Consider the following 23,984-nt stretch of genomic DNA (forward strand, 5'->3'; position numbering starts at 1 on the left):
GCGTCCGGCCGTCTCTCCAGCCCGTCCCACCGTCTCTCCAGTGTGTCACAAGCGCCTCAGCAGCGCCGGTGAAGGGGTATTTACGGATTAGGTCTGGGACCTGCAACCCCCAATCTGAAAAAACTTTGCATTTCTTAACAGAAACTTCTCTATGTTAATAAAAACAAAATGTTAGCTTAATAATTCTCTCTTCCGAGTCGGTAACGGACCGCATGGAACAGCGGAAAGAACAGCCCCTGGGCGGAATCGTACCCATTGCTGGGTATGCGCCCGGAACCGGGGCAAGGAAACGCCGCCCGAGTCTCCTCGGACGGCGCAAATTCTGCGAAGGTCACAGGCTTACTTCAGATCGAACCTGTCTGCATTCATGACCTTGTTCCAGGCCGAGACGAAGTCGCAGACAAATTTGCCTTCTGCGCCTGCCTGACCGTAGACCTCGACCAGAGCCCGCAGCTGCGAGTTGGAGCCGAAGACCAGATCGACGCGGGTACCGGTCCACTTGACCTCACCGCTGGCGCGGTCCCGACCTTCATAGACGCCTTTGCCCGCGGGTTTCCATTCGGTGCCCATGTCCAGCAGGTTGGTGAAGAAGTCGGTGCTGAGCGTGCCGACGCGGTCGGTCAACACACCATGCTTGGTGTCACCAAAATTGGCGCCGATCACGCGCAGACCGCCAACCAGCGCGGTCATTTCAGGCGCCGACAGCGTCAGCAGCTGGGCTTTGTCGACCAGAAGCTCTTCGGGCGAAACCGAATAATCCGTCTTCTGATAGTTGCGGAAGCCGTCGGCCTCGGGCTCGAGCACGGCAAAGCTGTCCACATCGGTTTGATCTTGCGTCGCATCGGTACGGCCCGGGGTGAACGGAACCTCAACCTCCTGACCGCCGGCCTTGGCGGCCTGTTCGACACCCACATTACCGGCCAGAACGATCACGTCGGCCAGAGACACTTTCTTGCCCCCGGATTGTGCGCCGTTGAACACCGCCTGAACGCCCTCAAGCGCGGTCAGTGCCTTGGCCAGCTTCATCGGTTCGTTCGCGTCCCAGTCTTTCTGCGGAGCAAGACGGATACGTGCGCCATTGGCACCGCCGCGCTTGTCCGAGCCGCGGAAGGTCGAGGCCGAAGCCCATGCGGTCGAAACCAGCTCGGACACCGAGAGGCCAGTGGCCGCGATCTTAGCCTTCAGCTCGGCCACATCCGCGTCACCGATCAGCTCGTGATCCACGGCGGGGACATTGTCTTGCCACAGCAGTTCCTCGGCCGGAAATTCCTCGCCGATGTAATTCGAACGCGGGCCCATGTCGCGGTGGGTCAGTTTGAACCATGCGCGGGCGAAAGCGTCAGCGAATTCTTCCGGGTTCTCGTGAAAACGCTTTGAGATCGGACCATAGATCGGGTCCATGCGCATCGCCATGTCGGCGGTGGTCATCATGGTTTTGACCTTCTTCGACGCGTCATGCGCCGCCGGGGCCATGTCTTCTTCTTTGACATTCACCGGTTCCCAAATCCACGCGCCCGAGGGGCTTTTGGTCAGGTTCCAGTCATATCCGAACAGCAGGTCGAAATAGCCGTTATCCCATTGGATCGGATTTGCGGTCCAGGCGCCTTCGATCCCTGATGTCGTGGTATCGTCACCCTTGCCGGACCCAAACTTGTTGATCCAACCAAAGCCCATCTCTTCGATCGGGGCGGCTTCGGGTTCGGGGCCGACCAGATCGGGATCGCCCGCGCCATGCGCCTTGCCGAAAGTGTGACCACCAGCAACCAGAGCAACGGTTTCCTCGTCATTCATTGCCATCCGGCCAAAAGTGTCGCGGATGTCACGACCCGAAGCCAGAACGTTGGGCTCTCCGTCCGGACCTTCAGGGTTTACATAGATCAGGCCCATCTGCACTGCGGCCAGAGGGTTTTCCAGATCGCGCTCACCGGAATACCGGCTCTGCGGATTGTCGGTCGGGGCCAGCCATTCTGTCTCGGTTCCCCAATAGATGTCTTCTTCGGGGGCCCAGATATCGGCACGGCCGCCGGCAAAACCAAAGGTTTTGCCACCCATGGATTCGATGGCGCAGTTACCTGCCAGGATCATCAGATCAGCCCAGGAAATCTGGTTTCCGTATTTTTGCTTGATCGGCCACAGCAGACGACGCGCCTTGTCGAGGTTACCGTTGTCCGGCCAACTGTTGAGCGGCGCAAAACGCTGGTTCCCGGTCGAGGCCCCGCCACGGCCATCTGCCGTCCGGTAGGTGCCTGCACTATGCCAGGCCATCCGAATGAACAGACCGCCGTAATGGCCATAATCCGCCGGCCACCACTCCTGTGAATCGGTCATCAGCGCATATAGGTCTTCTTTCAGCGCCTTCATATCCAGCTTTTTGAACTCTTCGGCATAGTCGAAATCCGAACCCAGAGGGTTCGAAGCCGCTCCGTGCTGGTGCAGGATCGACAGGTTTAGCTGGTTCGGCCACCAATCCCGGTTGGAACGGGTTCCAGCGCCGTGCATCACAGGGCATCCGCCTGCTTTGGGGTTATCACTTCCGTCCATATCGGTCTCCAATCCTAGCTAATATCCGGCGATCTTGCGCAGTGAAATTCGTGGTAATCAAGAACACAGATTCAAGACACGTCTTCCCCATCCAAATACGCTGAGCATCTGGCAAGGGTATCGGTATTCCTGAAGTCCTGACCTAGTCAGAAATAGCAAATTGCATTCATGCATAAAAGTTTTGTTTAATGATGAAAACCATAGGAAATAATTATGAAGAGAACATCCCCGGATCCCGTGCAATCGGAGCAATTTTCAAATCCCTGAATAACCTTGGGTCACATATAGACCACAGCCCTTGTTTTTCATCCGTATGCGACCACTGTCTTTATGAACGACATGAGCGCGGGTTCTTTTGTTCGGATCCGCGCCTAATACAGATTGACCGGCGTATTTGACTGCCGGTTCCGAAAATTTTTGGAGTCTGAATGCAATTTGATTATGTAATTGTCGGCGCAGGATCCGCCGGTTCGGTTCTTGCCGGTCGTCTGAGCGAAGATCCTGGAATACGTGTCTGCCTTCTTGAAGCCGGAAACGGCGGCAACGGCATGCTTACCAGATTGCCCGCGGCAACAGTGGCCTCGCTGCCGGGGCGGCCGAAAATCAACAACTGGGCATTTGAAACCGTGGCCCAACCGGGGCTGAACGGCCGCAAAGGATATCAGCCGCGCGGCAAAACGGTGGGTGGGTCCAGCGCGATTAACGCAATGTTGTACGTCCGGGGTCAGCGTCAGGACTATGATGGCTGGGCTGAACTGGGCTGTGCCGGTTGGGACTGGGACAGCGTCCTTCCCTATTTCAAGATGTCCGAACATAACGAAGATGGCGCCGACGACCATCACGGCGACAGCGGCCCTCTGCACGTGTCAAACCAGAAACAGCCGCGCCCGATCACACTTGCCTTTATCGAGGCCGCCGAACAGATGCAGCACCGCCGAAGCCGGGACTTCAACCGCGGCGATAACGAGGGCGTTGGTTTGTATCAGGTCACACAGTTTCACGACCCGTCGAAGAATGGCGAGCGATGCTCGGCAGCGGCGGCCTATGTCTTTCCGGTCATGGACCGCCCGAACCTGACGGTCATTACTGACGCCCATGCCAAAGAGCTGACCTTTGAAGGAAAGCGGGCCACCGGCGTGGTGTACAGGAAAAAGGCCAAAGGTGCGGATATCACTGTCTCCGCCAGGCGCGAGGTTCTGGTTTGCGCCGGTGCACTTCAAACTCCGCAGTTGTTGCAGCTATCCGGGATTGGTGCCGCTGATGATCTGGTCAAACATGGGATCGAGGTACGGCACGACCTGCCGGGCGTTGGCAAGAACCTGCAGGACCATCTGGATTTCACGCTGCTCTATAAAACCCGGGACACCAACACATTCGGCATCGGTGCCGCTGCCGCATTGAATTTGGCAGGACATATTTGGCGCTGGCGTAAGACCGGTAAGTCGATGGCGGCCACGCCATTTGCCGAGGGCGCCGCGTTTCTGAAAACCTCCCCGGCTTTGGATCGCCCCGACATCCAGCTGCACTTTGTCATTTCCTTGGCCGATGATCATGCAAGGAAGCTGCATTATGGCTATGGGTTCGGCTGCCATGTGTGCAAATTGCGCCCCGAAAGCCGTGGCACGGTCGGGCTGCACAGCGCCGATCCCTTTGCCGCTCCGGCCATTGATCCGGCTTACCTGTCCGATGACCGCGATCTGGACACGCTGATCAAGGGCGCGCGTATAACCAAAGACATTCTGCACGCGCCGGCCTTCAGTAGATTCCGGCACAAAGCGATGTACGGCATAGATGACGCTCAAACCGATGCGGATTGGGAGCACCATATTCGCGCTCGCGCAGATACGATCTATCACCCGGTCGGAACCTGCAAAATGGGTGTGGATGCGATGGCCGTGGTTGACCCCGAACTGCGTGTGCGCGGGATCGAGGGGCTGCGCGTGGTCGATGCATCGGTCATGCCTACTCTGGTTTCGGGAAACACCAACGCCCCAACCATCATGATCGCCGAGAAAGCCGCGGACCTGATCAAAGCCACCGCCCGATAATGGCTCAGCCGTCCTTCATCAGGGCCTGCAGTCCAGCGCGGTAATCCGGATACAAAAGCCGGATACCCAGTTCATCCTTGATCCGGTCATTCCTGACCCGCTTGTTTTCATTATAGAAACTTCGGGCCATCGGGGACATATCGGCCTGGTCGAACGGAACCGCAGCGGGCAGAGGCAGGCCTTGCAGTTCAGCCGCATAGGCGATGACATCCTGTGGCGGCACCGGCTCATCGTCACAGACATTGTAAATCGCACCTGGGTTCGGCGATGCCATCGACGCCGCAAGCACCTGCGAGATGTCCGCCACATGGATGCGCGAGAACACCTGCCCCGGTTTGATTATGCGGCGCATTCCCACCCGTTTAAGTTTGGAAAATGGGCCGCGCCCGGGGCCATATATCCCGGCAAGGCGAAAGATGTGGACGGGCAGGCCCGTAATGTCTTGCCATTGTGTCTCGGCCCGGACGCGCCACCTGCCGCGCTCGGCCATTGGTGAAGGAAGGGTCGCCTCGTCCACCCAACCGCCTTTGTGGTCCCCATAGACTGCGGTTGTGGAAAGGTATCCGACCCAATCGAACTGACCTGCGCGGTCAGCGATTTTGTCGCCAAGCGCCGCCAGCACCGGATCTCCGCCCGCATTCGGCGCGGTCGAAATCAACAGATGTGTTACCCCGTCCAAATCAACCTTCTGACCGGGCCAGATCACCGGTTCGGCACCGGATGCGCGGACCGCACCCGATTGCGCCGGATCGCGCGTAGTTCCGAATACGCGCCAACCCGCCGGTTCAAGATGCCGCGACAGGGCCTGCGCCGAATATCCGTGACCGAATGAAAAGAGTGTCTTAACCATATCCTTCTTGATGATCGCCAATGGTCCAAGATGCAAGCACCCGCCACTGGATACTTGATTCGAATCCCCACATACGCCTTTCATGAGTCATGCGTACAAAATCGCCCGACCTGCATGCAGCTTATGCGCTAGACAGCCCCGAGGACCACAAACGGCTTTATGCCGAATGGGCTGGCGACTATGATGACGGTTTTGCGGCGCGCGAGGACTATCAGTTGCATATCCACACCGCCCGCGCCTTTGTCAGCGCCGGGGGACAGGGTCCGGTTTTGGATGTCGGTGCAGGCACCGGGCTTTGCGGTGCGGTACTGGCCGGGTTGGGCGTTGGCCCAATCGACGCCACCGATATCAGCGCCGAGATGCTGGATCAGGCCCTGCGCAAAGACATCTACCGCGACGCGATTGAGGCTGACCTGAACCAGGGCATCCCGGTGCCGCGCGACAGCTATTCGGGCATTGTGTCCTCGGGCACATTTACCCATGGCCATCTCGGCCCCGAGGCCCTGCCCGCGCTGTTGAACGTGGCCCGGACAGGCGCGCAATTCGCTCTGTCGATTAACGCGAAACACTACGAATCTCTGGGATTTGCTGACGCACTGCACCAGCTTGCCCATGGGCAGATACAAAACCTGTCCCTGCCCGAAGTTCGAATCTACGGCGACCTGGCTGCCGGGCCCAACCGGGACGATACCGCCCTTATCGCAATGTTCGAGAAGATCTGAACCCGCTCAGCGCCCTTTCCAGACCGGGTCGCGTTTCTCGGCAAAGGCGCGCGCGCCTTCGAGGTTGTCTTCAGAACCATATAGAATGTCCACCGTCGGCAACTGCCGCCCGGTGATCCGGTTCATGGCATCCTGAAACTTGGAATCTTCGGCGTCGCGCACGATCTCTTTGATCGCCGCGTAAACCAGCGGGGGGCCGCTGGCCAGTAAACGGGCCAGTTCCCATGCCCGGTCTAAAAGCTGATCACCTGGGACGATCTCGTTGATCAGGCCCCACCCTTTTGCCTCAACCGGATCGAACCAGCGGCCAGTCAGCAGCAGTTCCATCGCGATATGGTAGGGGATGCGTTTTGGCAGCTTTACACTGGCCGCATCGGCCACGGTGCCCGACCGGATTTCGGGCAGGGCAAAGCTGGCATGCTCTGCAGCGATGATCATATCCGCACTCAGCGCCAGTTCCAGCCCGCCACCACAGGCAATCCCGTTCACCGCGGCGATGACAGGCTTGTTCATATCCCGTAATTCCTGCAGCCCGCCAAAACCGCCGACTCCATAATCTCCGTCCACGGCGTCTCCGTCCGCGGCGGCCTTCAGGTCCCACCCCGGGCAAAAGAACTTTTCGCCACCACCGGTCAGGATGGCCACGCGCAACTCAGGATCATCGCGGAATTCGCGGAACACTTCACCCATGATCCGGCTGGTGGCCAGATCAATGGCATTTGCCTTGGGTCGGTCCAGAGTGACCTGCAGAATCGCGCCATCGCGCATGGTTTTAACCGGGTTCATATACGTGCCTTTCGGATCAGAGCATCCACGGCCACAGCGCCATCGGGATTGCAGATGAGTGGATTGATTTCAACTTCGCTGACATGGGCTGCATTGGCAATAACATAGGCTTGCACAGCCTCGGCTGCATTCAGGATCGCCTCGGTATCCGCCGCCGGTTTACCGCGATACCCCGCAAGCAACGGCGCACAGTTCAGCTTGCCCAGCGCCTGACGGACCACGTCCCGGGATGACGGGATCAGCACTGAAACACTGTCGCGCAGAATTTCGGTCAGCACGCCTCCAGCCCCTAGCGTCAGAACATAGCCATGGGCCGGATCACGGGTGACGCCGATCAATAACTCGGCAACACCGCCTTGGGCCATCTCTTCGATCAGAACTTCGTCGGTTCCAAGCTCGGTCGCAACCGCGCTCAGATCGTCCAAGCCGACGCCAAGGCGCACCGCACCGTGTTCGGATTTATGCGCAAGCCCGACGCCCTTGACCGCGAAAGGCGCGGTCAGATTCGATGCAGCATGCGCAGCCTTGTCCGGACGCGTCACTACGGATTGAGGAATCCGCAGACCATGATCTGCCAGCGCCCGTTTGGCCTCTGCTTCGGTCAAGACATGGTCTGCCTCAGCCTGCGAGGGCAACAGTACCGGATCAGCCGGTGCCGCAACCGGCCGCGCGGCGGCCTCAACCGCAGCCAAGGCTTCATGCAGACCGGCAAAGGGCACCACACCGCCGTCCAGCAGGCGCTGCGCCACATCCTCTGGCAAAAGTTCGGGTAGGGTCGCGGCAACGGCAAAAGGTCGCTCGGTTTGGGCGGCGCAGTTCAACGCCGCTTGGGTGGCACATTCCCAATCCGATGCGTCGGTGTGAGGATAGTCCACAATCGCAATGGTAATGGCCTGTTCCGGCCCGGTCATCGCCGACCACGCGCGGGTCATCGCTTCGGTATCGCGCCATATATAGGTGTGGTAGTCCAGCGGGTTCGCCAACGCCACCATGGGCCCCAAAGCTGCGCGCAGGTCAGCTTGCTGTACCTTGGTCAATGGCGGGAAATGCAGATCGCGTCCCTCGGACATATCTGCGGCTAGGCTGGCCTCACCGCCCGAGCAGCTGATGGTACCCAACCCGCTGCCGCGCAATCGCCCCGTAACATGCAACAGCTTGAGACATTCCAAAAAGCTGGGAATGTCGTCCAACCGTGCGATTCCCAACCGGTCCAAAAAAGCCTGCGCGCCCGCATCACCACCTGCCAAAGACGCCGTATGGGATATCGTTGCCGCCTGCGCATGGGACGAGCGGCCCATTTTCAAAGCAACGACCGATACGCCCCGTCTGCGTGCCTTGTCGGCCAAAGCCTCCCATTTTCGCAGATCGCCAAACCCTTCGATATGAACACCGATAGCAGTGATCCGGTCGTCGTCCAGAAGTGTTGAGGCAACGTCAGCCTGATGTGTCTGCGCCTGATTCCCGCAGGTCAGCATGAACGCCAGGGGCAGGGCCCGGCGTTGCATGGTCATGTTGATTGCAATATTCGAACTTTGCGTCAGGATCGCTACGCCTCGTTCCACCGGTTGCATCCCATGCTGATCCGGCCAGACTGCGACTTGATCCAGCCCGTTGACGAAACCATAGCAGTTGGGACCCAGAACAGGCATTTCGCCGGCGGCCGCAATCAACTGGTCCTGCAGATCGGCGCCCAGATCATCCTCGGCTCGCGCCTCGGTGAACCCCGACGCGAAACAAACCGCGCCCCCTGCCCCGATCGCTGCCAGCGCCTGAACCGCCTCGATTGTTGCATGACGATTGATGCCCACAAAGGCCACATCCGGGGCCGAGGGCAGATCTTCGAGCCGTGCAAACACCCTCTCTCTGGCGACCTCGGCGGCTTTGGGATGGACCGGCCAGATATCGCCCTGAAACCCGAACTTGCGCGCCTGTTGAATGACTGACGCGCACCAAGCCCCACCACCGATCACGGCAATGGAGCTGGGGTTCAACGCCCGTGCCAGCGCCGTTGTCATGCGCCAAGTGCCCGCAACAGCTCACGACTGATGATGTGACGCTGAATCTCGCTGGTACCGTCCCAGATGCGTTCGACACGCGCATCGCGCCAGAACCGTTCCAGCGGGTAATCGTCCATCAGCCCCATGCCGCCATGCACCTGAATCGCGGCATCGGTCACGCGCGACAGCATTTCGGACGCATAGAGCTTGGCCGAGGCAATCTCGCGGTTTGCAGGCAGCCCCTTGTCCAGCCGGTCGGCCGCTGCCAGCGTCAACAGGTCAGCGGCATCGATTTCGGTGATCATATCGGCGATCTGGAATGACACGCCCTGGAACTTGCCGATTTTCTGACCGAATTGTTCACGCGTGGCTGCATAGTCCAGCGCATAGTCAAAGGCGCGACGTGCGCGTCCGACCGACATGGTCGCCACGGTGATGCGGGTGGCATAAAGCCAGGTATTCATCACCTCGAACCCGCCATCGACCTCGCCCAACACCTGACTGTCGGGCAGGCGACAATCGTCAAAATCCAGGACCATGTTCTTATAGCCCCGGTGGCTGACCGATTTATACCCGTCCCGGATGGTGAATCCCGGCGTGCCCCGATCCACAAGAAAGGCTGTGATCCGTTTCTTTGGACCTTTTGGCGTCTGATCTTCACCCGTCGCGATGAAAACGATGATGAAATCGGCATGCTCCGCGCCCGAGATGAAATGTTTGGTCCCGTTGACGACCCAATCTCCGCCGTCTCGAACTGCGGCACATTTCATACCACGCACATCCGAACCTGCACCTGGTTCGGTCATCGCCAGTGCATCCATCCTTTCGCCCCGAACTGCGGGCATCAGATAGCGTTCGACTTGCTCGCCCTCGCAGGCCATCAGGATGTTTTGCGGACGGCCAAAGAAGTGGTTCAAGGCCATCGATCCCCGGCCCAGTTCGCGCTCGACCAGTGCAAATTCCCGATGGTTCAGCCCGGCACATCCGACGCTTTCGGGAAAATTGCAGGCATAGAAACCCAATTCAATTGTCTTGCGCTTGATCTCATCCGCTATTTCCTGCGGAACCTCGCCGGTACGTTCAACCAGCTCTTCATGTGGATAGATCTCTTTCTCGACGAAACTGCGAACAGTCGCGGCGATCATCTCTTGCTCGTCGGTCAGGCCATATTGCATCTGCGGTCTCCACATCTGGGGCTTGCGATATCGTGGCCCGGGTTGCAAAGTTCATCGTGCAGAAATAGACGTTAAACATGCGAAGATGGACAAAATCGCCTGCCGCGATGCAGCAATTCGGGGTTCTGCTTTTTGATGGGTTTTCAAACCATTGCCTTGCCAACACGGTCGAACCCCTGCGCGCGGCCAATTCGCTGGCTGGAAGAAAACTGTATGACTGGGAATTCCTGTCGCTGACAGAAGGGCCGGTCACATCATCCTCGGGGTTGCAGGTTACGCCGCACGCAAGACTGCAATCTGCCCACGGCGGTACATTGATGGTGATGCCATCATATGGGTTTCGCGCGCATGGCGGCTGGCCGACGCTGACCGGATTGCGATCCGCCGCAAATCGCTATGACGTTCTGGCTGGGCTGGACACCGGAAGCTGGCTGCTGGCGCTGGCCGGACTGCTGGACGGGTATCGCGCCACCATCCATTGGGAAGAGCTGACCGGCTTTACCGAGCGGTTCCCCGAGATCGACGCCCGGCGCGAGCGGTATGTCTTAGACCGGAATCGCATTACCTGTTCCGGCGCCATGGCAGCTTTCGATCTTGTGTTGCATCTGATCGGTCATGACCACGGGCAGGCACTGGCACTGGAAGTCGCGCAGTTGTTCATGACCCGTGATTCCGCTCGGTCGCATTCCGGAGGGGCTGGGGCGACTACCGGCTATGTAAACAAGGCTCTGGCGCTGATGCAGGAGAATCTTGAAACTCCGCTGCCCATTACGGATATCGCCCGACAGGTCGGACGCTCGCACAAGGCATTGTCCACAAGGATGCAATCCGAACTGGGTGCGGGTCCGGCCCAGGTCTATCGCCGCTTGCGCCTGAATTTAGCGCGGAAGCTGGTGGCAGAAACCGACCTGACTGTCAGCGAGATCGCCCTGCGGGCCGGATACGATGATCCCAGCGCCCTGACCCGCGCCTTCCGAGCCGAATTCGGGATCACCCCCCGTGCCCTACGGGTCGGCTAGGTATACATCTGCTTTTTATAAGCCCGCGTGCGCGTCGTCGCCTCGGCTGAGCCGTCATGATAGGTGCCAAACCACTTGTCGAACGGGATCTCTGAGGTGCCATAGTTGCACTCGAAATACCGGTGATGCAGCTGGTGGAAAAAATCGCCTGCGCGGGCGGCCTCGGTCTCCCCGGCTTTCAGCTTTTCGAACCCGGAATGGGACAGAACCGGGCTGACCTGCTGGAAATAGGCGTGGAATAACAAATGTATCGGGTGCGACGGCACGATCAGGTGGATGAAATAGGTGGTGAAGTACAACAGGTTCTCAAACCAGTGATTTGATATCCCCGACCACGGCCCGATATTGACGTTGCGGTGATGCACCGCGTGGACATGTTTATACAGCTTGGGGTGATGTTCCAGCCGATGCACCCAATAGAAATGCAGCCCCGACCACATGGGGATTAGCGACATCCAGATCACAAACCAGACCGGTGCGGCGGACCATGTGACCGTGGGGACATAGCCATTTGCCATCGCCCAATAGATCCCCCATTGGTAAATCGTGGCGACACTCATGGCGCTGCCCAGGGTCCACCAGATATTGTCCCAGACCTGATTGCGAAAGGTGAAGGTCCCGTTGTCCCGGGTCAGATCCCGGCGGTCGAACTTCTTGTACATGCCCTGCCCTTTGCGCATGTACAGCCACCAATGCAGCCCGCCCGCGACCAGAATCTGAGGCACCATGTTCAGCAACCAGATTCGGAACATCCAGCCGGGCTGGAAGGTCTTCATCGTCTCTAAACCCGGGAAAAACAGCACATAGGCCACCACCGCAAGCCCCAGGCACAGGGTCAGGGCAGTGACCTGAAGCCATGCACCACCATACCATTTCAACACTGCAGACAGGCGGGGCGGCCAGTTAAACAGCGGGTTCAAAGCCACAGGCCCATCGGGGTGGTAATTCCAGCGGGCGGCCTCGGGATTTTGGTCAGTGTCCGGCATCACGGTCTCTCGTCAGCTTGCGTAATCCGAGCCTTCGGCATCCAACAGGGCCTTGATCTCACGCAAATGTGCCTCGGCCTGATCGGGATATTCTTCCAGTTCCTGAGCTGTCTTTTCCGCAATCTCGTCTGACAAAACGCGCAGGGGTTGGCCCGTCTGTAAGGCACGGATATACGTTTCAGCAGCGCGTTCGAAATAGTAGAGTCTATTAAAGGCATCTGCCGGGTTACTGCCCAAAATCAAAACCCCATGATTACCCATGATCATGACTTTCTTTTTTGGGTCTGCCAGCATGGTCGCGCAACGTTCCCCCTCGCTTTCGAAAGCAAGTCCACCAAATTCGTGATCGACCACATAACGGTTGTAGAACGTAGTGGTGTTCTGATCGATCGGCGGCAATGTGCTGTCGGCCAACGAGGCCAGAACCGTGGCAAAGATGGAATGCACATGCATTACACAGCGGGCATGAGGACAGTGCCGGTGAATCGAACCATGCAGGCCCCAGGCAGTTGGGTCCGGTGCGCCGGGTTGGGTCATGACATCAGCGTCTTTGGCATCCAGAAAAAGCAGGTTCGATGCTTTGACTCGTGCAAAATGCATCTGATTGGCGTTCATCAAGAATTGCGTGCCGTCCTGATTCACCGCCAAGCTAAAATGGTTTGCAACCCCTTCGTGCATATTCAGACGTTCAGCCCATCGAAATGTGGCCGCCAGATCCACACGCTCAGGCCAATGGTCAATATTGGGGCGCAAGCTGGCAACGCTCATTTCCGTCTCCTGTCAGCGGATTGCTTGATTGGAAAATCGTGCCCGCAGTAGAAAAAATTGACCAACGAAAAAATCGCGCCTATTTCATAAGCTGAACTAATGGCCAGGTTATGCCCATGCAAAAACAGCTGCCCCCGTTGGGTTGGCTTCGGACTTTCGAGGCCGCGGCCCGCCACCTGTCCTTTACCGCTGCAGCGCGCGACCTGAACATGACACAAAGTGCAGTCAGCCAGCAAATCAAGTCGCTTGAGGCCTATCTTGGCCAACCGCTTTTCCTGCGCCGTCCCCGCGCACTTGAACTGACCGGGGCCGGGATCAGCTATCTCCCTGTCGTGCGTGAGGCATTTCGCACATTACTGCGCGGAACGCGGGCCGTGACCGGGGCCCAGCAGAACGCGGTGCAGGTACAATGCAACATCACTTTTGCGGTCAACTGGCTGGCCCCCCGCCTTCCAATGTTTCAGGCCGAACACCCGTCTGTACAGCTGAACATATTCACCGAGTTGTGGGAGCCCCGGGAAATGGCGGAGGGGGCTGCGGTAGAAATTCGATTTTCGCTCAGACCTTCGGACACGGTGCGAACCGAACTGCTGCGATCCGATCATTATTATCCGGTTTGCGCGCCGGGCTATGAGGTGTCGCTGGATACACTACAGCGAACCCCTTTGTATGACTGCTCAAACCTGCTGTCGAATTGGCAGAATTGGATCGAAGATCAGGGTCTAATTTGGGAAAATCCTCCAATCACATATTCCACCACCTATCTGGTCAGCCTGTCGGTTGCGATGGCCGGGGGTGGCTTGTGCCTGACACATGACACAATCGCGCGCGACTTGATTGATGAAGGTCGATTGGTTGCACCATTCGAATATCGCGCAGTTGTGCCAGAGGCCTATTACCTGTTGCTGTCGCCTCAGGCAGAAGAGTCACCTGGAGCGATTGCCTTTGCCGAATGGGTCCGGCGCGAGATTGCGAAAACGTTCTCTGGCTAGGCTGTGGCTCTCCTGCCTAACATAGCGGCTCTTACGGGACCTTCACGGGGCTAGGCACAACAGCGCTGACGCGCTGCATGACGGAATCATGATAACTGCCGAGCAGGGGTTGCACCTTTCCGTGCGTTCGGGAAAGTTGGGCCATGGAATTCACACCTTTCCCAAGCTGGCCCGATACCGCCCCCCGTCTGATCGCTGTCGCCGCAGGGCGTCAAGCCGCTGACCTTGTTGTCCGTAGCGGGATCTGGGTTAACGTGCACAGCCGCGAAGCCCTGCCCGATCATGACATCGCGATTGTCGATGGACGTATCGCCTATGTTGGCCCTGATGCTTCGCACTGCGTCGGCCCGAACACCCGGATCATCGAGGCAGAGGGGCGGTATATGCTGCCCGGCCTGTGCGACGGGCATATGCATATCGAATCAGGAATGCTGACCCCGGCCGAATTTGCGGGGGCCGTTATCCCTCATGGCACGACAAGCATGTTCACTGACCCGCACGAAATAGCCAACGTCCTGGGGCTGGACGGCGTTCGTATGATGCATGACGAGGCGCTGATGCAGCCCGTTAACATTTTCACCCAGATGCCCTCTTGCGCGCCATCGGCGCCGGGGCTTGAGACCACCGGTTATGAGATCACCGCCGAGGACGTTGCCGAAGCAATGAGCTGGCCGGGCATCATCGGGCTGGGTGAGATGATGAATTTCCCTGGGGTGATCAATGGTGATCCCGTGATGCTGGCCGAGATTGCCGCGACCCAACGGGCAGGGAAAACCGTTGGCGGGCACTATGCTTCGCCTGATTTAGGGCCTGATTTCGCAGCTTATGTCGCAGGCGGCCCTGCCGACGACCACGAAGGCACCTGCGAGGCCGATGCCATCGCGCGGGTGCGTCAAGGGATGCGGTCGATGATGCGATTGGGATCGGCCTGGTATGACGTGGAAACTCAGATCACCGCCATCACCGAGAAAGGGCTGGATCCGCGCAACTTCATCCTGTGCACGGATGATTGCCACTCCGGCACACTGGTCAATGAAGGGCATATGAACCGCGTGGTGCGCCATGCGATTGCCTGTGGCTGTGATCCTTTGGTGGCGCTGCAGATGGCAACGATCAACACAGCCACGCATTTCGGGTTGGAACGCGATATCGGCTCGATCACGCCCGGGCGCAGGGCGGATATCATCCTCAGCTCGGACCTGAAGGACCTGCCCATCGAGCTTGTCATAGCGCGCGGCCAAATCGTGGCAGAGGACGGCAAGATCACTGTGGACTGCCCGCATCTGAATTGGCCTGCAGCCGCTCGAAACACCGTGCATCTGGGCCATGCCCTGACCAGCGCGGATTTTCAGATCGAGGCCCCCAAAGGGGCGAACCGCGTTCAGGCCAATGTGATTGGTGTGGTCGAAAACCAGGCCCCGACCAAAGCGCTAAAGGCCGAACTGCCCATCATTGGCGGCCTGGTTGAAGCCGAGGGGGAGGTCTGCCAGATTGCGCTTGTCGAACGCCACCGCGCAACGGGCGGGGTCACAAATGCCTTTGTCTCGGGGTTTGGATATCAGGGGCGCATGGCAATGGCTTCGACCGTGGCCCATGACAGTCACCATATGATTGTTGTTGGGACCGACCGCGAACAGATGGCCCTTGCCGCAAATCGGCTGGCCGAGATCGGCGGTGGCATCACCATTTTCCGAGACGGTGAGGAACTGGCGCTGGTGGAATTGCCCATCGCTGGACTGATGTCTGATAGCCCGGCAGCCGAAGTGGCCGCCAAGGCCGAACAAATGGTTCGGGCGATGCAGGCCTGTGGCTGTAAACTGAACAACGCCTATATGCAGCACTCATTGCTGGCCCTGGTGGTGATCCCTGAATTGCGGATCTCGGATGTCGGGCTGGTGGATGTGCGCAAATTTGAAAAGATCGATCTTTTGGAACCCCTTGCATGACAATAATACGAGCACCTAAGGCCCCCGCGCCCGAGAACTTCACCGATCCCGCAGCCGCGGTCGCAAGGTTGGAAGAACTGTACGAGCAAGCCACCAGCTTCCTGTGCGAGAACTTTGCCAATGTGATCGAGCACGGAGCACCAACTGAACGCTTCAGAGCCTATTACCCGGAAATTCGCATCAAAACCTCCTCCTATGCGCGGGTCGACAGCCGGCTAAGTTTTGGTCACGTCTCGGAACCGGGCATCCACTCGACCACTGTAACGCGGCCAGATCTGTTCCGGTCCTATTTGACCCAACAGATTGCCCTGTTGATCAGAAACCATGACCAGCCGGTCACGATCGGGGCTTCGGATACACCCATTCCGGTTCATTTCGCCGTGGCCAACAATCCTGATCTGATCGTTCCGCATCAGGGCGCCGCCGGATTTACCCTGCGCGATGTATTCGACGTACCGGACCTGACAACCACCCATGACGACATCGTCAATGGCGTCCATGACCACGAGGAAGAAGACGGCCCGCTGTCTTTGTTTACTGCGCAAAGGGTCGACTATTCACTGGCCCGGCTGGCGCATTACACTGCGACTGATCCCAGTCATTTCCAGAACCATGTGCTGTTCACCAACTATCAGTTCTACGTCTCGGAATTCGAAAACTATGCACGCGCGCAGCTGGCTGAACCAGACAGTGGCTATACCAGCTTTGTCTCGACTGGAAATGTAGAGATCACCACCGAAGGCGGAGTGCTGGAACAACCCCTAAAGCTGCCGCAGATGCCGACCTATCACCTAAAGCGGGCGGATGGATCGGGTATCACGCTGGTCAACATCGGCGTCGGTCCGTCGAACGCCAAAACCGCGACCGATCATATCGCCGTGCTACGCCCGCATGCCTGGCTGATGGTTGGCCACTGCGCCGGGCTGCGCAACACACAGGCATTGGGCGATTTTGTTCTGGCCCATGCCTATCTGCGCGAAGACAAGGTTCTGGATGATGACCTGCCGGTCTGGGTGCCGATTCCGCCTTTGGCCGAGGTTCAGGTTGCGCTGGAACAGGCTGTAGCCGAGGTCACCGAGCTGGAAGGTTATGAGCTGAAACGGGTCATGCGCACAGGCACAGTTGCTTCGGTCGATAACCGCAACTGGGAACTGCGCGACCAGTCCGGCCCGGTACAGCGGCTCAGCCAATCACGGGCAATCGCGCTGGATATGGAAAGCGCGACCATTGCCGCCAACGGCTATCGGTTCCGTGTTCCCTATGGCACGTTGCTCTGTGTTTCAGACAAGCCGCTGCACGGCGAATTAAAGCTTCCTGGCATGGCCTCTGCCTTCTATACCACACAGGTTAGCCGCCATCTCGCGATCGGAATTCGTGCGATGGAGCACCTGAGGGGCATGCCGCTAGAGCGCCTGCACAGCCGGAAATTGCGTTCCTTTGATGAAACGGCCTTTCTCTGAAGCAAAAAAGCAACGAATTCCCCCTATTTTTAGGGTTTTCGACGCTACTATTCGTTGTGTTCACCTACAATATCCCGTTACAGTTACGCGGTGAGGCCCTATTTATCGGGCACGTTAAGGAGACCAAGAAATGGCAAAGCCTATGACAAAGACTCAGCTGGTTGCTGCTCTCGCTGAGGAAATGGGAACCGACAAGAAAGCTGCGAACACTGCGCTGGAGGCCATGACCGGCCTGATCACCCGCGAAGTGTCGACGGGCGGCGCGGTGACCCTGCCTGGTGTCGGCAAAATCTACTGTCGCGAGCGCCCCGAGCGCATGGTGCGTAACCCTGCCACCGGCGAGCAGTTCAAGAAAGAAGCCGACAAAGTGGTCAAAATGACCATTGCGAAGGCGCTGAAGGACAGCGTGAACGGCTGATCCAGCTTTCACTGCAAAACGATCAAGGGCCGCCGCTTGGGGGCCCTTTTTCTTTTACCCCCCTATTGAAGCCAGTTTTTTGTAAGGCTTTGGGAGGCCGGCCGTGGTCAGCCTGGTGTTATGCAATCTGAGATCGGCGAAGAATAAATCTAGCGCCGCGCTCATTAGCTGGGTGCGCAACAGGACCGGTGGCCTAAGCTGGCGAATGCCACAAATTCGCGAGGCTGGCCCCGTCACAGAACAAGAACGGACAATATCCGGTCGACTTTCGGACCAGTAATTTGTTTTGCCGCACTCGCCCCAAAAAGAAATTCATTCTCGGCGATGGATATTTTGATTGGCTCATCCGAACCAATTTTTAGTCATGTGTCACCTTTCGAAGCGAGTGAACTGTCTAAAGTATGGAAAATAAATGATTTCATTAGATATCTTGGCGACCCCGGCAGGATTCGAACCTGCAACCTGCCCCTTAGGAGGGGGCTGCTCTATCCAGTTGAGCCACGGGGCCGCGCAAAACTCTCTGTAGCGTGGTTTTTTCGGGTTGTCATCGGCTTTGAAGGGCAGTTGTAAAATGCGTCCTGTTCACGCTACCATCGGACAAAACAACAACGCAGGTGCACCCCGTGACCACAGAAAACAAACGCCCACTCACCCTTCGTGATGTTTCTGAAGCGTCCGGAGTGTCTGAGATGACGGTCAGCCGGGTTCTGCGCAATCGGGGTGACGTGTCGGATGCGACCCGCACACGCGTTCTGGCCGCAGCAAAAGAACTGGGATACGTGCCGAACAAAATCGCTGGTGCGCTTGCCTCAAGCCGGGTGAACCTTGTGGCGGTGATCATCCCGTCGCTGTCGAACATGGTGTTCCCCGAGGTGCTGACCGGGATCAATCAGATTCTTGAGGATACCGAGCTACAGCCAGTGGTCGGCGTCACCGATTATTTGCCCGAAAAAGAGGAAAAAGTCCTGTACGAGATGCTCTCGTGGCGGCCCTCGGGCGTGATCATCGCCGGATTGGAACATACCGATGCCGCACGCGCCATGCTGGATTCGGCGGGGATTCCGGTGGTCGAGATCATGGACACCGATGGTAAGCCGGTGGACGCGATGGTCGGGATTTCCCATCGCCGCGCTGGGCGTGAGATGGCACAGGCGATCCTGAAAGCGGGCTATGAACATATCGGCTTTATGGGCACCAAAATGCCCCTGGATCACCGCGCCCGGAAACGGTTCGAAGGCTTTACCGAAGTGCTGGGCAAGCATGGGATCGAGATCGAAGACCGCGAGTTTTATTCCGGGGGCTCGGCCTTGGCCAAAGGCCGCGAGATGACTCAAGCCATGTTGGAACGCTCACCGGATCTGGATTTCCTGTATTATTCCAACGACATGATTGGTGCTGGCGGGTTGCTGTATCTGTTGGACCAGGGGATAGACATTCCAGGCCAGATCGGTTTGGCAGGGTTCAACAATGTCGAACTGTTACAGGGTCTGCCGCGCAAGCTGGCCACAATGGATGCATGTCGACACGAGATTGGGCGCAAGGCAGCCGAGATAATCGCCGTTCAGCTTTCCGATCCCGCTTCCGAGGTCGAAAACCGCATAACTCTGACCCCCAAGATCAGTTATGGCGATACGCTGAAACGCCGCTGACCCATGGCGATGCAAAGGCTGAACAATCGGGCGGCCCGCGCCCTGTTCATGGACCGGCACGCGCTGGCAGAACAGCCGTCCGGGGCTGCGAAAGGGCCTGACCTGCTTGAATTGATCAGGCGTCTGGGATTTGTTCAGCTGGACAGTATCAACACGGTCGCCCGCGCCCATGACATGATCCTGTTTTCGCGCAGGCCCGCCTATCGCGCCAAAAACCTCAAGCATGTCTACGAACGTGACCGTGGGCTGTTCGAACATTGGACCCATGATGCCGCAGTCATTCCGATGGAGTTCTACCCCCATTGGCATCTACGGTTTCAGCGCGACGCTGACCTGCTGAAATCGCGCTGGAAAAACTGGCGTCGCGATGGGTTCGAGCAGCAATTTGAAACCGTATTGCAGCATATACGCAATCATGGGCCAGTTTCCTCGTCGGATGTGGGAAAAGACGAAAAGAAAGGCTCCGGTGGCTGGTGGGATTGGCACCCGTCGAAAACCGCGCTTGAATTCCTCTGGCGCTCGGGCGCGCTGACCGTGATCGGCAGGCAAGGGTTCCAGAAACGCTATGACCTGACCGAGCGGGTGATCGAGACGCATCTTTGCCTCGGCAACATGCAGTGTGACGCCGAACAGACCGTGGATTGGTTGTGCCATGCGGCACTTGACCGGCTGGGGTTTGCGACCTCGGGCGAATTGGCGGCGTTTTGGGATACGGTCAGCAGCGCAGAAGCCCGAGACTGGTGCAAAACCGCCTTGACCGAAGGCCATGTCGAAGAAATCGAGATCGAATGTGCCAATGGTCAGGTCAGGAAACTGTTTGCACGCCCGGGTGTTGCTGAACAAGCCGCGCAGATCCCCCCAGCACCGGGTCGGATCAGAGTGCTCAGTCCGTTTGACCCGATGCTGCGGGACCGTGACCGCGCGCAGCGGCTGTTTGGGTTTCACTACCGGATCGAGGTTTTTGTTCCTGCCCCTAAACGCACCTATGGCTATTATGTTTTCCCGCTTCTCGAAGGCGACCGGCTGATTGGCCGGATCGACATGAAGGCCCATCGCGATCAGTCGGTGCTGCGGGTCAGCGCCCTGTGGCCAGAACGTACAGTACGGTGGTCAGATGCCCGCATGCGCCGCCTACAGGCCGAACTGGACCGGGTTCGTCGCTTTGCCGGGTTGGATGACATAGAATTTGCCGAGAATTGGCAAAAAGACCCTATTTAGGGTCTGATATACTCAATTTGACCGGCTGCAACCCGTCAATCTCACCCTCGAGTGAATCTCCGGGCTGAACCGGTCCTACACCAGCCGGCGTTCCGGTCAGGATCAAATCCCCTGGTCGCAGATGATAATAGCCGGACAAGTGACTTATGATCTCGTCAATCGACCAGATCAGCTCATCCAAGGTTGCGTCCTGCCGGGTTTCGCCATTAACGCGCAAAATGATGCGTTTTTGCGGGTCGGGTTGCCAATCGCTCACGCGGGTCAGAGGGGCAAATACGGCTGCATTCTCGAAATCTTTTCCAAGATCCCAAGGGCGCTGTTTGTTGCGCTCGCGAATTTGCAGATCACGTCGGGTCATGTCCAAGGCGCAGCCAAAGCCAAACACCGCTTCCTGCACCTGAGAAGTATCAGCCTGAAAAACCGGCTTTCCGATTGCAACAGCCAGCTCCATCTCATGGTGGAAATTTTCGGTCCCCGGAGGATAAGCCGTCGTCACCCCAGACAGGACCGCGTTTGCAGCGGCCTTGGTGAAATAGAAAGGGGCCTCACGGTCGACCTCATGTCCCATTTCAGCCGCATGTGCGGCATAGTTCCTGCCCACACAAAAGATTCGCCCAACCGGGTATGTGTCGTCCTCGCCGGTAACCGGCAAAGCGATCGGATCAGGAATAGAGAACAGGCTACCCATCATCATGCCGCCATAACACAGGTTAGTTAAAGTGGATATTAAAGGGCATAAACCAGAGCAAGTCGCAATCCTTGGAAACCCGCACGCCGGTTTTTGCCGACAATTCGGGGATGATTCGGCACAGGCTTGCCCAAATCGAACCGGTAAGCCTGCGCGTGTTTCAAAATTCGCAGACATGGCTACTTATGGCGCTGGGCTTACTTTCAACATGCGACTGAAAACACTGCGACAGCTCATTCAGATTTTAGCCGTCAAGCCTTGGAAAACTGCTGTATCGCGCTAGCTTATTGCTAACAGAAAGCGTTCAGCACTGAGACGTCACCACTCACAAAGGCGGCGGACCACCAATCCTCCGCCTTCTTGCGAAGACACCCGCGTGGACGGCAGAAATCGCTGAAATCCGGGTGCGAGTATTCAGAGGACCACGGCCAAACACCCATCCCCCTGGGTAAGTTTGCGCCTGAGAAACCCCGATTTTCGGGGTCTGATGTTCTCTGAAACGTTGCCGGATCGTTTGAACACCCCTCGTATCCGGCTGTAGGCCAGGCACATGGTCCACTCGGGCCTGGCCACTCCGCCAGAGAGGTCACAAAGGCCCTCTGGCGGGGCCCACACACTGTTAGTCCCGAGAATCTGATTGTAATTTCAACTCGTGCAGATCGTTGAGAAGATCCAGCAACGCCTCATGCCGCTCTGGTCCCAGCGTGTTGCGGATTTCTTCAGCCAAAAGCAACGTATAGTCGATGTTATCCCGGATAATCCCTGCCCCTTTGACCGTGATCTCAACAATCTGCCTGCGCTTGTCGACCGGATGGCTTTTCCGCGCGACAAGGCCCTTGGCCTCAAGCTTTTGCAGAATGCGGGTCAGGCTGGGCAAAAGCAGACAGGCACGGTCAGCAATATGCGTGGGCTCTTGAGGGCCTTCCTCTTCCAGCACCCGCAGAACTCGCCATTGCTGTTCGGTTACGCCCGCTTCGACAAGCATTCTACGGATAGGCCCCATAACCCGTTCCCTCGCGCGCAGCAGCGCAATAGGCAAAGACCGGGACGTCAATGGAATTTCATGAGCCATGTTAAATTCTGGCCGAATTCGGTTCATTCTTCAACTGACCTTTCCGTGTTTGGAATTCTAGGCATTTATCGCTTATTAGAGCCTAAATTATTCCATTTCTCTCTGCGGAAACATGTTCAGATAAATCTCAGACCACTGGATTCCTGCAAAGGGCGTTGACGTTTCAACCCGGATATTCATCACTGGCACAGGATCGAAAGCGGTGTTCAGAGAAGATTGGAAGATAAAATGAACTGGGATGAATTCTCGGATTGGGGCGCCAAGATTGCTGAGTGGGCACAGGATTACCATCTGACTGTCGGCGACAATCCGGTTCGGGCCAGAACGGAACCCGGTGATATTCTTAACGCCTTACCCGCGCGCCCTCCCGAGCGCTCCCAGGCGATGGAGGAAATCTTTCACGATTTCGAACAGATCGTGATGCCTGGGATTACCCATTGGCAACATCCTCGCTTTTTTGCCTATTTTAATGCAAACGCCTCGGCCCCGTCGGTTCTGGCCGAGTTTCTAACCAGCGCCATCGCTCCGCAATGCATGTTGTGGCAGACATCCCCCGCCGCGACCGAGATGGAGACGCGGATGATGGATTGGTTGCGGCAGGCCCTGGATCTGCCCACGGGCTTTGCAGGTGTCATTCAGGATTCCGCCTCGTCCGCGACCCTGGCCGCTGTGCTGACCATGCGGGAAAAGGCGCTGAATTGGCAGGGCAACCAACATGGGTTGTTCGGACAGAAACCGCTGCGCGTATATTGCTCGGCCGAAGTCCATACCTCGGTTGATCGCGCCATATGGGTTGCGGGGATCGGGCAGGAAAATCTGGTGCGGGTGCCCATACAAGGCGACTGGCGCGGGATGGACCCACAGGCGCTGGAAACAGCAATCCAAGCCGATTTAGACTCTGGTTATCAACCAACCGGCGTGATCCTCTGCGTCGGCGGCACCGGAACCGGCGCGACCGATCCGGTAGAGGAATGTCTGAAGATTGCGCAAAAATACGGGCTATATTCGCATGTCGATGCAGCTTGGGCTGGCTCGGCCATGATATGCCCCGAATACCGCCATTACTGGGAGGGAGTCGAGCAAGCCGACAGCATCGTGTTCAACCCGCATAAATGGCTGGGTGTTCAGTTCGATTGCTGCGCCCATTTTCTGAAGGACCCCGATGATCTGGTACGGACACTCGCGATCAGCCCGGAATTCCTGAAGACCCACGGCAAGGACGGGATCATAAATTATTCTGAATGGTCGGTACCGCTGGGCCGCAGGTTCCGAGCCCTGAAACTGTGGTTCGTCATCCGCGCCTATGGTCTGGAAGGGCTACGTGAAAGGTTGCGCAATCATATAACATGGTCAGTGGCTCTGCATGACCGGCTGAAAGCTGAATCCGATTTCGAAATCACCACTAACCCTATGTGGTCATTGTGGACATTCCGCTATGCCCCCCCTGGATCAACCGATCTGGACGATCTGAACCTACGGCTGGTCAATGCGATCAATGATGATGGCCGCATTTACTTGACTCAAACCCGCGTTGATGGCGACTTGGTGATCCGCTTTCAGGCCGGTCAGTTTGAGACCACGCAGGCAGACGTCCAAATGGCATTTGACGTGATCACTGAAATCGCCCGCTCGCTAAACTAGAGGTTCCA

General features: G+C 57.7%; 19 protein-coding genes and 1 tRNA gene. 10 read left to right on the plus strand and 10 right to left on the minus strand.

Annotation, left to right across the window (positions count from 1 at the left end; translation table 11 throughout):
• Nucleotides 1-339 precede the first annotated feature (339 nt).
• A complete protein-coding gene (gene katG, locus AC2FJV_RS18195; RefSeq protein WP_496714252.1) occupies nucleotides 340-2,541 on the minus strand; it encodes a catalase/peroxidase HPI in 2,202 nt (733 codons plus the stop codon).
• A gap of 428 nt (nucleotides 2,542-2,969) precedes the next feature.
• On the opposite strand from katG, the gene AC2FJV_RS18200 reads away from it, so the two are divergent.
• A complete protein-coding gene (locus AC2FJV_RS18200) occupies nucleotides 2,970-4,589 on the plus strand; it encodes a GMC family oxidoreductase (protein ID WP_496714253.1) in 1,620 nt (539 codons plus the stop codon).
• Nucleotides 4,590-4,593: 4 nt separating this feature from the next.
• Here the strand turns inward: AC2FJV_RS18200 and AC2FJV_RS18205 are convergent, their stop codons facing one another.
• Nucleotides 4,594-5,439 (minus strand): SDR family oxidoreductase, encoded by an 846-nt coding sequence (locus AC2FJV_RS18205; RefSeq protein WP_496714254.1) that lies wholly within the window; start codon nucleotides 5,437-5,439, stop codon nucleotides 4,594-4,596.
• Between the two features lie 89 nt (nucleotides 5,440-5,528).
• On the opposite strand from AC2FJV_RS18205, the gene AC2FJV_RS18210 reads away from it, so the two are divergent.
• Entirely contained in the window at nucleotides 5,529-6,161 is a 633-nt protein-coding gene (locus AC2FJV_RS18210) for a class I SAM-dependent DNA methyltransferase (RefSeq protein WP_281996129.1), read from the plus strand.
• A 6-nt stretch (nucleotides 6,162-6,167) separates the two neighbouring features.
• On the opposite strand, the gene AC2FJV_RS18215 is transcribed toward AC2FJV_RS18210, so the two are convergent.
• From AC2FJV_RS18215 to AC2FJV_RS18225, 3 genes are read right to left on the minus strand one after another with little or no spacing between them, the layout of a single operon-like run.
• The gene (locus tag AC2FJV_RS18215; protein ID WP_271952585.1) at nucleotides 6,168-6,947 is read right to left on the minus strand and encodes a carnitinyl-CoA dehydratase; all 780 of its coding nucleotides are present in this window, start codon (nucleotides 6,945-6,947) and stop codon (nucleotides 6,168-6,170) included.
• A complete protein-coding gene (locus AC2FJV_RS18220) occupies nucleotides 6,944-8,962 on the minus strand; it encodes an acetate--CoA ligase family protein (RefSeq protein WP_496714256.1) in 2,019 nt (672 codons plus the stop codon). Before AC2FJV_RS18220 ends, AC2FJV_RS18215 begins: the two co-directional genes overlap by 4 nt.
• Nucleotides 8,959-10,119 (minus strand): acyl-CoA dehydrogenase family protein, encoded by a 1,161-nt coding sequence (locus AC2FJV_RS18225; protein WP_281973960.1) that lies wholly within the window; start codon nucleotides 10,117-10,119, stop codon nucleotides 8,959-8,961. The genes AC2FJV_RS18220 and AC2FJV_RS18225 overlap by 4 nt, the downstream gene beginning before the upstream one ends.
• A gap of 77 nt (nucleotides 10,120-10,196) precedes the next feature.
• Between AC2FJV_RS18225 and AC2FJV_RS18230 the strand changes: the two genes are divergently transcribed.
• Nucleotides 10,197-11,138, plus strand: coding sequence for a GlxA family transcriptional regulator (locus AC2FJV_RS18230; RefSeq protein ID WP_496714258.1), 942 nt, complete (start codon nucleotides 10,197-10,199; stop codon nucleotides 11,136-11,138).
• On the opposite strand, the gene AC2FJV_RS18235 is transcribed toward AC2FJV_RS18230, so the two are convergent.
• Together AC2FJV_RS18235 and AC2FJV_RS18240 are read right to left on the minus strand one after the other, a co-directional pair.
• Nucleotides 11,135-12,124, minus strand: coding sequence for a sterol desaturase family protein (locus tag AC2FJV_RS18235; RefSeq protein WP_271952593.1), 990 nt, complete (start codon nucleotides 12,122-12,124; stop codon nucleotides 11,135-11,137). The two genes, AC2FJV_RS18230 and AC2FJV_RS18235, sit on opposite strands and share 4 nt — an antisense overlap.
• A gap of 12 nt (nucleotides 12,125-12,136) precedes the next feature.
• Nucleotides 12,137-12,892, minus strand: a complete 756-nt coding sequence (locus AC2FJV_RS18240) for a class II aldolase and adducin N-terminal domain-containing protein (protein ID WP_271952596.1) — start codon at nucleotides 12,890-12,892, stop codon at nucleotides 12,137-12,139.
• 116 nt (nucleotides 12,893-13,008) lie between these two features.
• Here AC2FJV_RS18240 and AC2FJV_RS18245 point away from each other — a divergent pair, with 116 nt between their 5' ends.
• The 4 genes from AC2FJV_RS18245 to AC2FJV_RS18260 all read left to right on the plus strand — a co-directional run bounded on the left by AC2FJV_RS18245 (nucleotide 13,009) and on the right by AC2FJV_RS18260 (nucleotide 17,708).
• On the plus strand, nucleotides 13,009-13,884 hold the full coding sequence (locus AC2FJV_RS18245; protein WP_271952598.1) for a LysR family transcriptional regulator: 876 nt from the start codon (nucleotides 13,009-13,011) through the stop codon (nucleotides 13,882-13,884).
• Nucleotides 13,885-14,027: 143 nt separating this feature from the next.
• On the plus strand, nucleotides 14,028-15,830 hold the full coding sequence (gene ade, locus AC2FJV_RS18250; protein WP_496714260.1) for an adenine deaminase: 1,803 nt from the start codon (nucleotides 14,028-14,030) through the stop codon (nucleotides 15,828-15,830).
• A complete protein-coding gene (locus tag AC2FJV_RS18255; RefSeq protein WP_496679274.1) occupies nucleotides 15,827-17,290 on the plus strand; it encodes an AMP nucleosidase in 1,464 nt (487 codons plus the stop codon). The genes ade and AC2FJV_RS18255 overlap by 4 nt, the downstream gene beginning before the upstream one ends.
• Before the next feature lie 130 nt (nucleotides 17,291-17,420).
• The gene (locus tag AC2FJV_RS18260) at nucleotides 17,421-17,708 is read left to right on the plus strand and encodes an HU family DNA-binding protein (RefSeq protein ID WP_496714262.1); all 288 of its coding nucleotides are present in this window, start codon (nucleotides 17,421-17,423) and stop codon (nucleotides 17,706-17,708) included.
• A 431-nt stretch (nucleotides 17,709-18,139) separates the two neighbouring features.
• Here AC2FJV_RS18260 and AC2FJV_RS18265 read toward each other — a convergent pair.
• A tRNA-Arg gene (locus tag AC2FJV_RS18265) sits at nucleotides 18,140-18,216 on the minus strand.
• 115 nt (nucleotides 18,217-18,331) lie between these two features.
• On the opposite strand from AC2FJV_RS18265, the gene AC2FJV_RS18270 reads away from it, so the two are divergent.
• Both AC2FJV_RS18270 and AC2FJV_RS18275 read left to right on the plus strand, forming a co-directional pair.
• Nucleotides 18,332-19,357 (plus strand): LacI family DNA-binding transcriptional regulator, encoded by a 1,026-nt coding sequence (locus tag AC2FJV_RS18270; protein ID WP_496690504.1) that lies wholly within the window; start codon nucleotides 18,332-18,334, stop codon nucleotides 19,355-19,357.
• A gap of 3 nt (nucleotides 19,358-19,360) precedes the next feature.
• On the plus strand, nucleotides 19,361-20,575 hold the full coding sequence (locus AC2FJV_RS18275) for a winged helix-turn-helix domain-containing protein (protein WP_496694577.1): 1,215 nt from the start codon (nucleotides 19,361-19,363) through the stop codon (nucleotides 20,573-20,575).
• Here AC2FJV_RS18275 and AC2FJV_RS18280 read toward each other — a convergent pair.
• Nucleotides 20,568-21,266 (minus strand): fumarylacetoacetate hydrolase family protein, encoded by a 699-nt coding sequence (locus tag AC2FJV_RS18280; protein ID WP_496693083.1) that lies wholly within the window; start codon nucleotides 21,264-21,266, stop codon nucleotides 20,568-20,570. The genes AC2FJV_RS18275 and AC2FJV_RS18280 overlap by 8 nt on opposite strands.
• Before the next feature lie 616 nt (nucleotides 21,267-21,882).
• Complete coding sequence (hpaR, locus tag AC2FJV_RS18285; protein WP_496714264.1) at nucleotides 21,883-22,335, minus strand: homoprotocatechuate degradation operon regulator HpaR; 453 nt, start codon at nucleotides 22,333-22,335, stop codon at nucleotides 21,883-21,885.
• 228 nt (nucleotides 22,336-22,563) lie between these two features.
• Between hpaR and AC2FJV_RS18290 the strand changes: the two genes are divergently transcribed.
• Nucleotides 22,564-23,976: a pyridoxal phosphate-dependent decarboxylase family protein gene (locus AC2FJV_RS18290; RefSeq protein WP_496714266.1), complete on the plus strand. Its 1,413-nt coding sequence runs from the start codon at nucleotides 22,564-22,566 to the stop codon at nucleotides 23,974-23,976.
• Nucleotides 23,977-23,984 lie beyond the last annotated feature (8 nt).

The sequence above is a fragment of the Ruegeria sp. CDSA241 genome (genome assembly GCF_059611265.1).

Bases quoted from the DNA above. Each gene is read 5' to 3' on its own strand.
- katG (WP_496714252.1), bottom strand. From the start codon at position 2,541: ATGGACGGAAGTGATAACCCCAAAGCAGGCGGATGCCCTGTGATGCAC.
- AC2FJV_RS18200 (WP_496714253.1), top strand. From the start codon at position 2,970: ATGCAATTTGATTATGTAATTGTCGGCGCAGGATCCGCCGGTTCGGTT.
- AC2FJV_RS18205 (WP_496714254.1), bottom strand. From the start codon at position 5,439: ATGGTTAAGACACTCTTTTCATTCGGTCACGGATATTCGGCGCAGGCC.
- AC2FJV_RS18210 (WP_281996129.1), top strand. From the start codon at position 5,529: ATGCGTACAAAATCGCCCGACCTGCATGCAGCTTATGCGCTAGACAGC.
- AC2FJV_RS18215 (WP_271952585.1), bottom strand. From the start codon at position 6,947: ATGAACCCGGTTAAAACCATGCGCGATGGCGCGATTCTGCAGGTCACT.
- AC2FJV_RS18220 (WP_496714256.1), bottom strand. From the start codon at position 8,962: ATGACAACGGCGCTGGCACGGGCGTTGAACCCCAGCTCCATTGCCGTG.
- AC2FJV_RS18225 (WP_281973960.1), bottom strand. From the start codon at position 10,119: ATGCAATATGGCCTGACCGACGAGCAAGAGATGATCGCCGCGACTGTT.
- AC2FJV_RS18230 (WP_496714258.1), top strand. From the start codon at position 10,197: ATGCGAAGATGGACAAAATCGCCTGCCGCGATGCAGCAATTCGGGGTT.
- AC2FJV_RS18235 (WP_271952593.1), bottom strand. From the start codon at position 12,124: ATGCCGGACACTGACCAAAATCCCGAGGCCGCCCGCTGGAATTACCAC.
- AC2FJV_RS18240 (WP_271952596.1), bottom strand. From the start codon at position 12,892: ATGAGCGTTGCCAGCTTGCGCCCCAATATTGACCATTGGCCTGAGCGT.
- AC2FJV_RS18245 (WP_271952598.1), top strand. From the start codon at position 13,009: ATGCAAAAACAGCTGCCCCCGTTGGGTTGGCTTCGGACTTTCGAGGCC.
- ade (WP_496714260.1), top strand. From the start codon at position 14,028: ATGGAATTCACACCTTTCCCAAGCTGGCCCGATACCGCCCCCCGTCTG.
- AC2FJV_RS18255 (WP_496679274.1), top strand. From the start codon at position 15,827: ATGACAATAATACGAGCACCTAAGGCCCCCGCGCCCGAGAACTTCACC.
- AC2FJV_RS18260 (WP_496714262.1), top strand. From the start codon at position 17,421: ATGGCAAAGCCTATGACAAAGACTCAGCTGGTTGCTGCTCTCGCTGAG.
- AC2FJV_RS18275 (WP_496694577.1), top strand. From the start codon at position 19,361: ATGGCGATGCAAAGGCTGAACAATCGGGCGGCCCGCGCCCTGTTCATG.
- AC2FJV_RS18280 (WP_496693083.1), bottom strand. From the start codon at position 21,266: ATGATGGGTAGCCTGTTCTCTATTCCTGATCCGATCGCTTTGCCGGTT.
- hpaR (WP_496714264.1), bottom strand. From the start codon at position 22,335: ATGGCTCATGAAATTCCATTGACGTCCCGGTCTTTGCCTATTGCGCTG.
- AC2FJV_RS18290 (WP_496714266.1), top strand. From the start codon at position 22,564: ATGAACTGGGATGAATTCTCGGATTGGGGCGCCAAGATTGCTGAGTGG.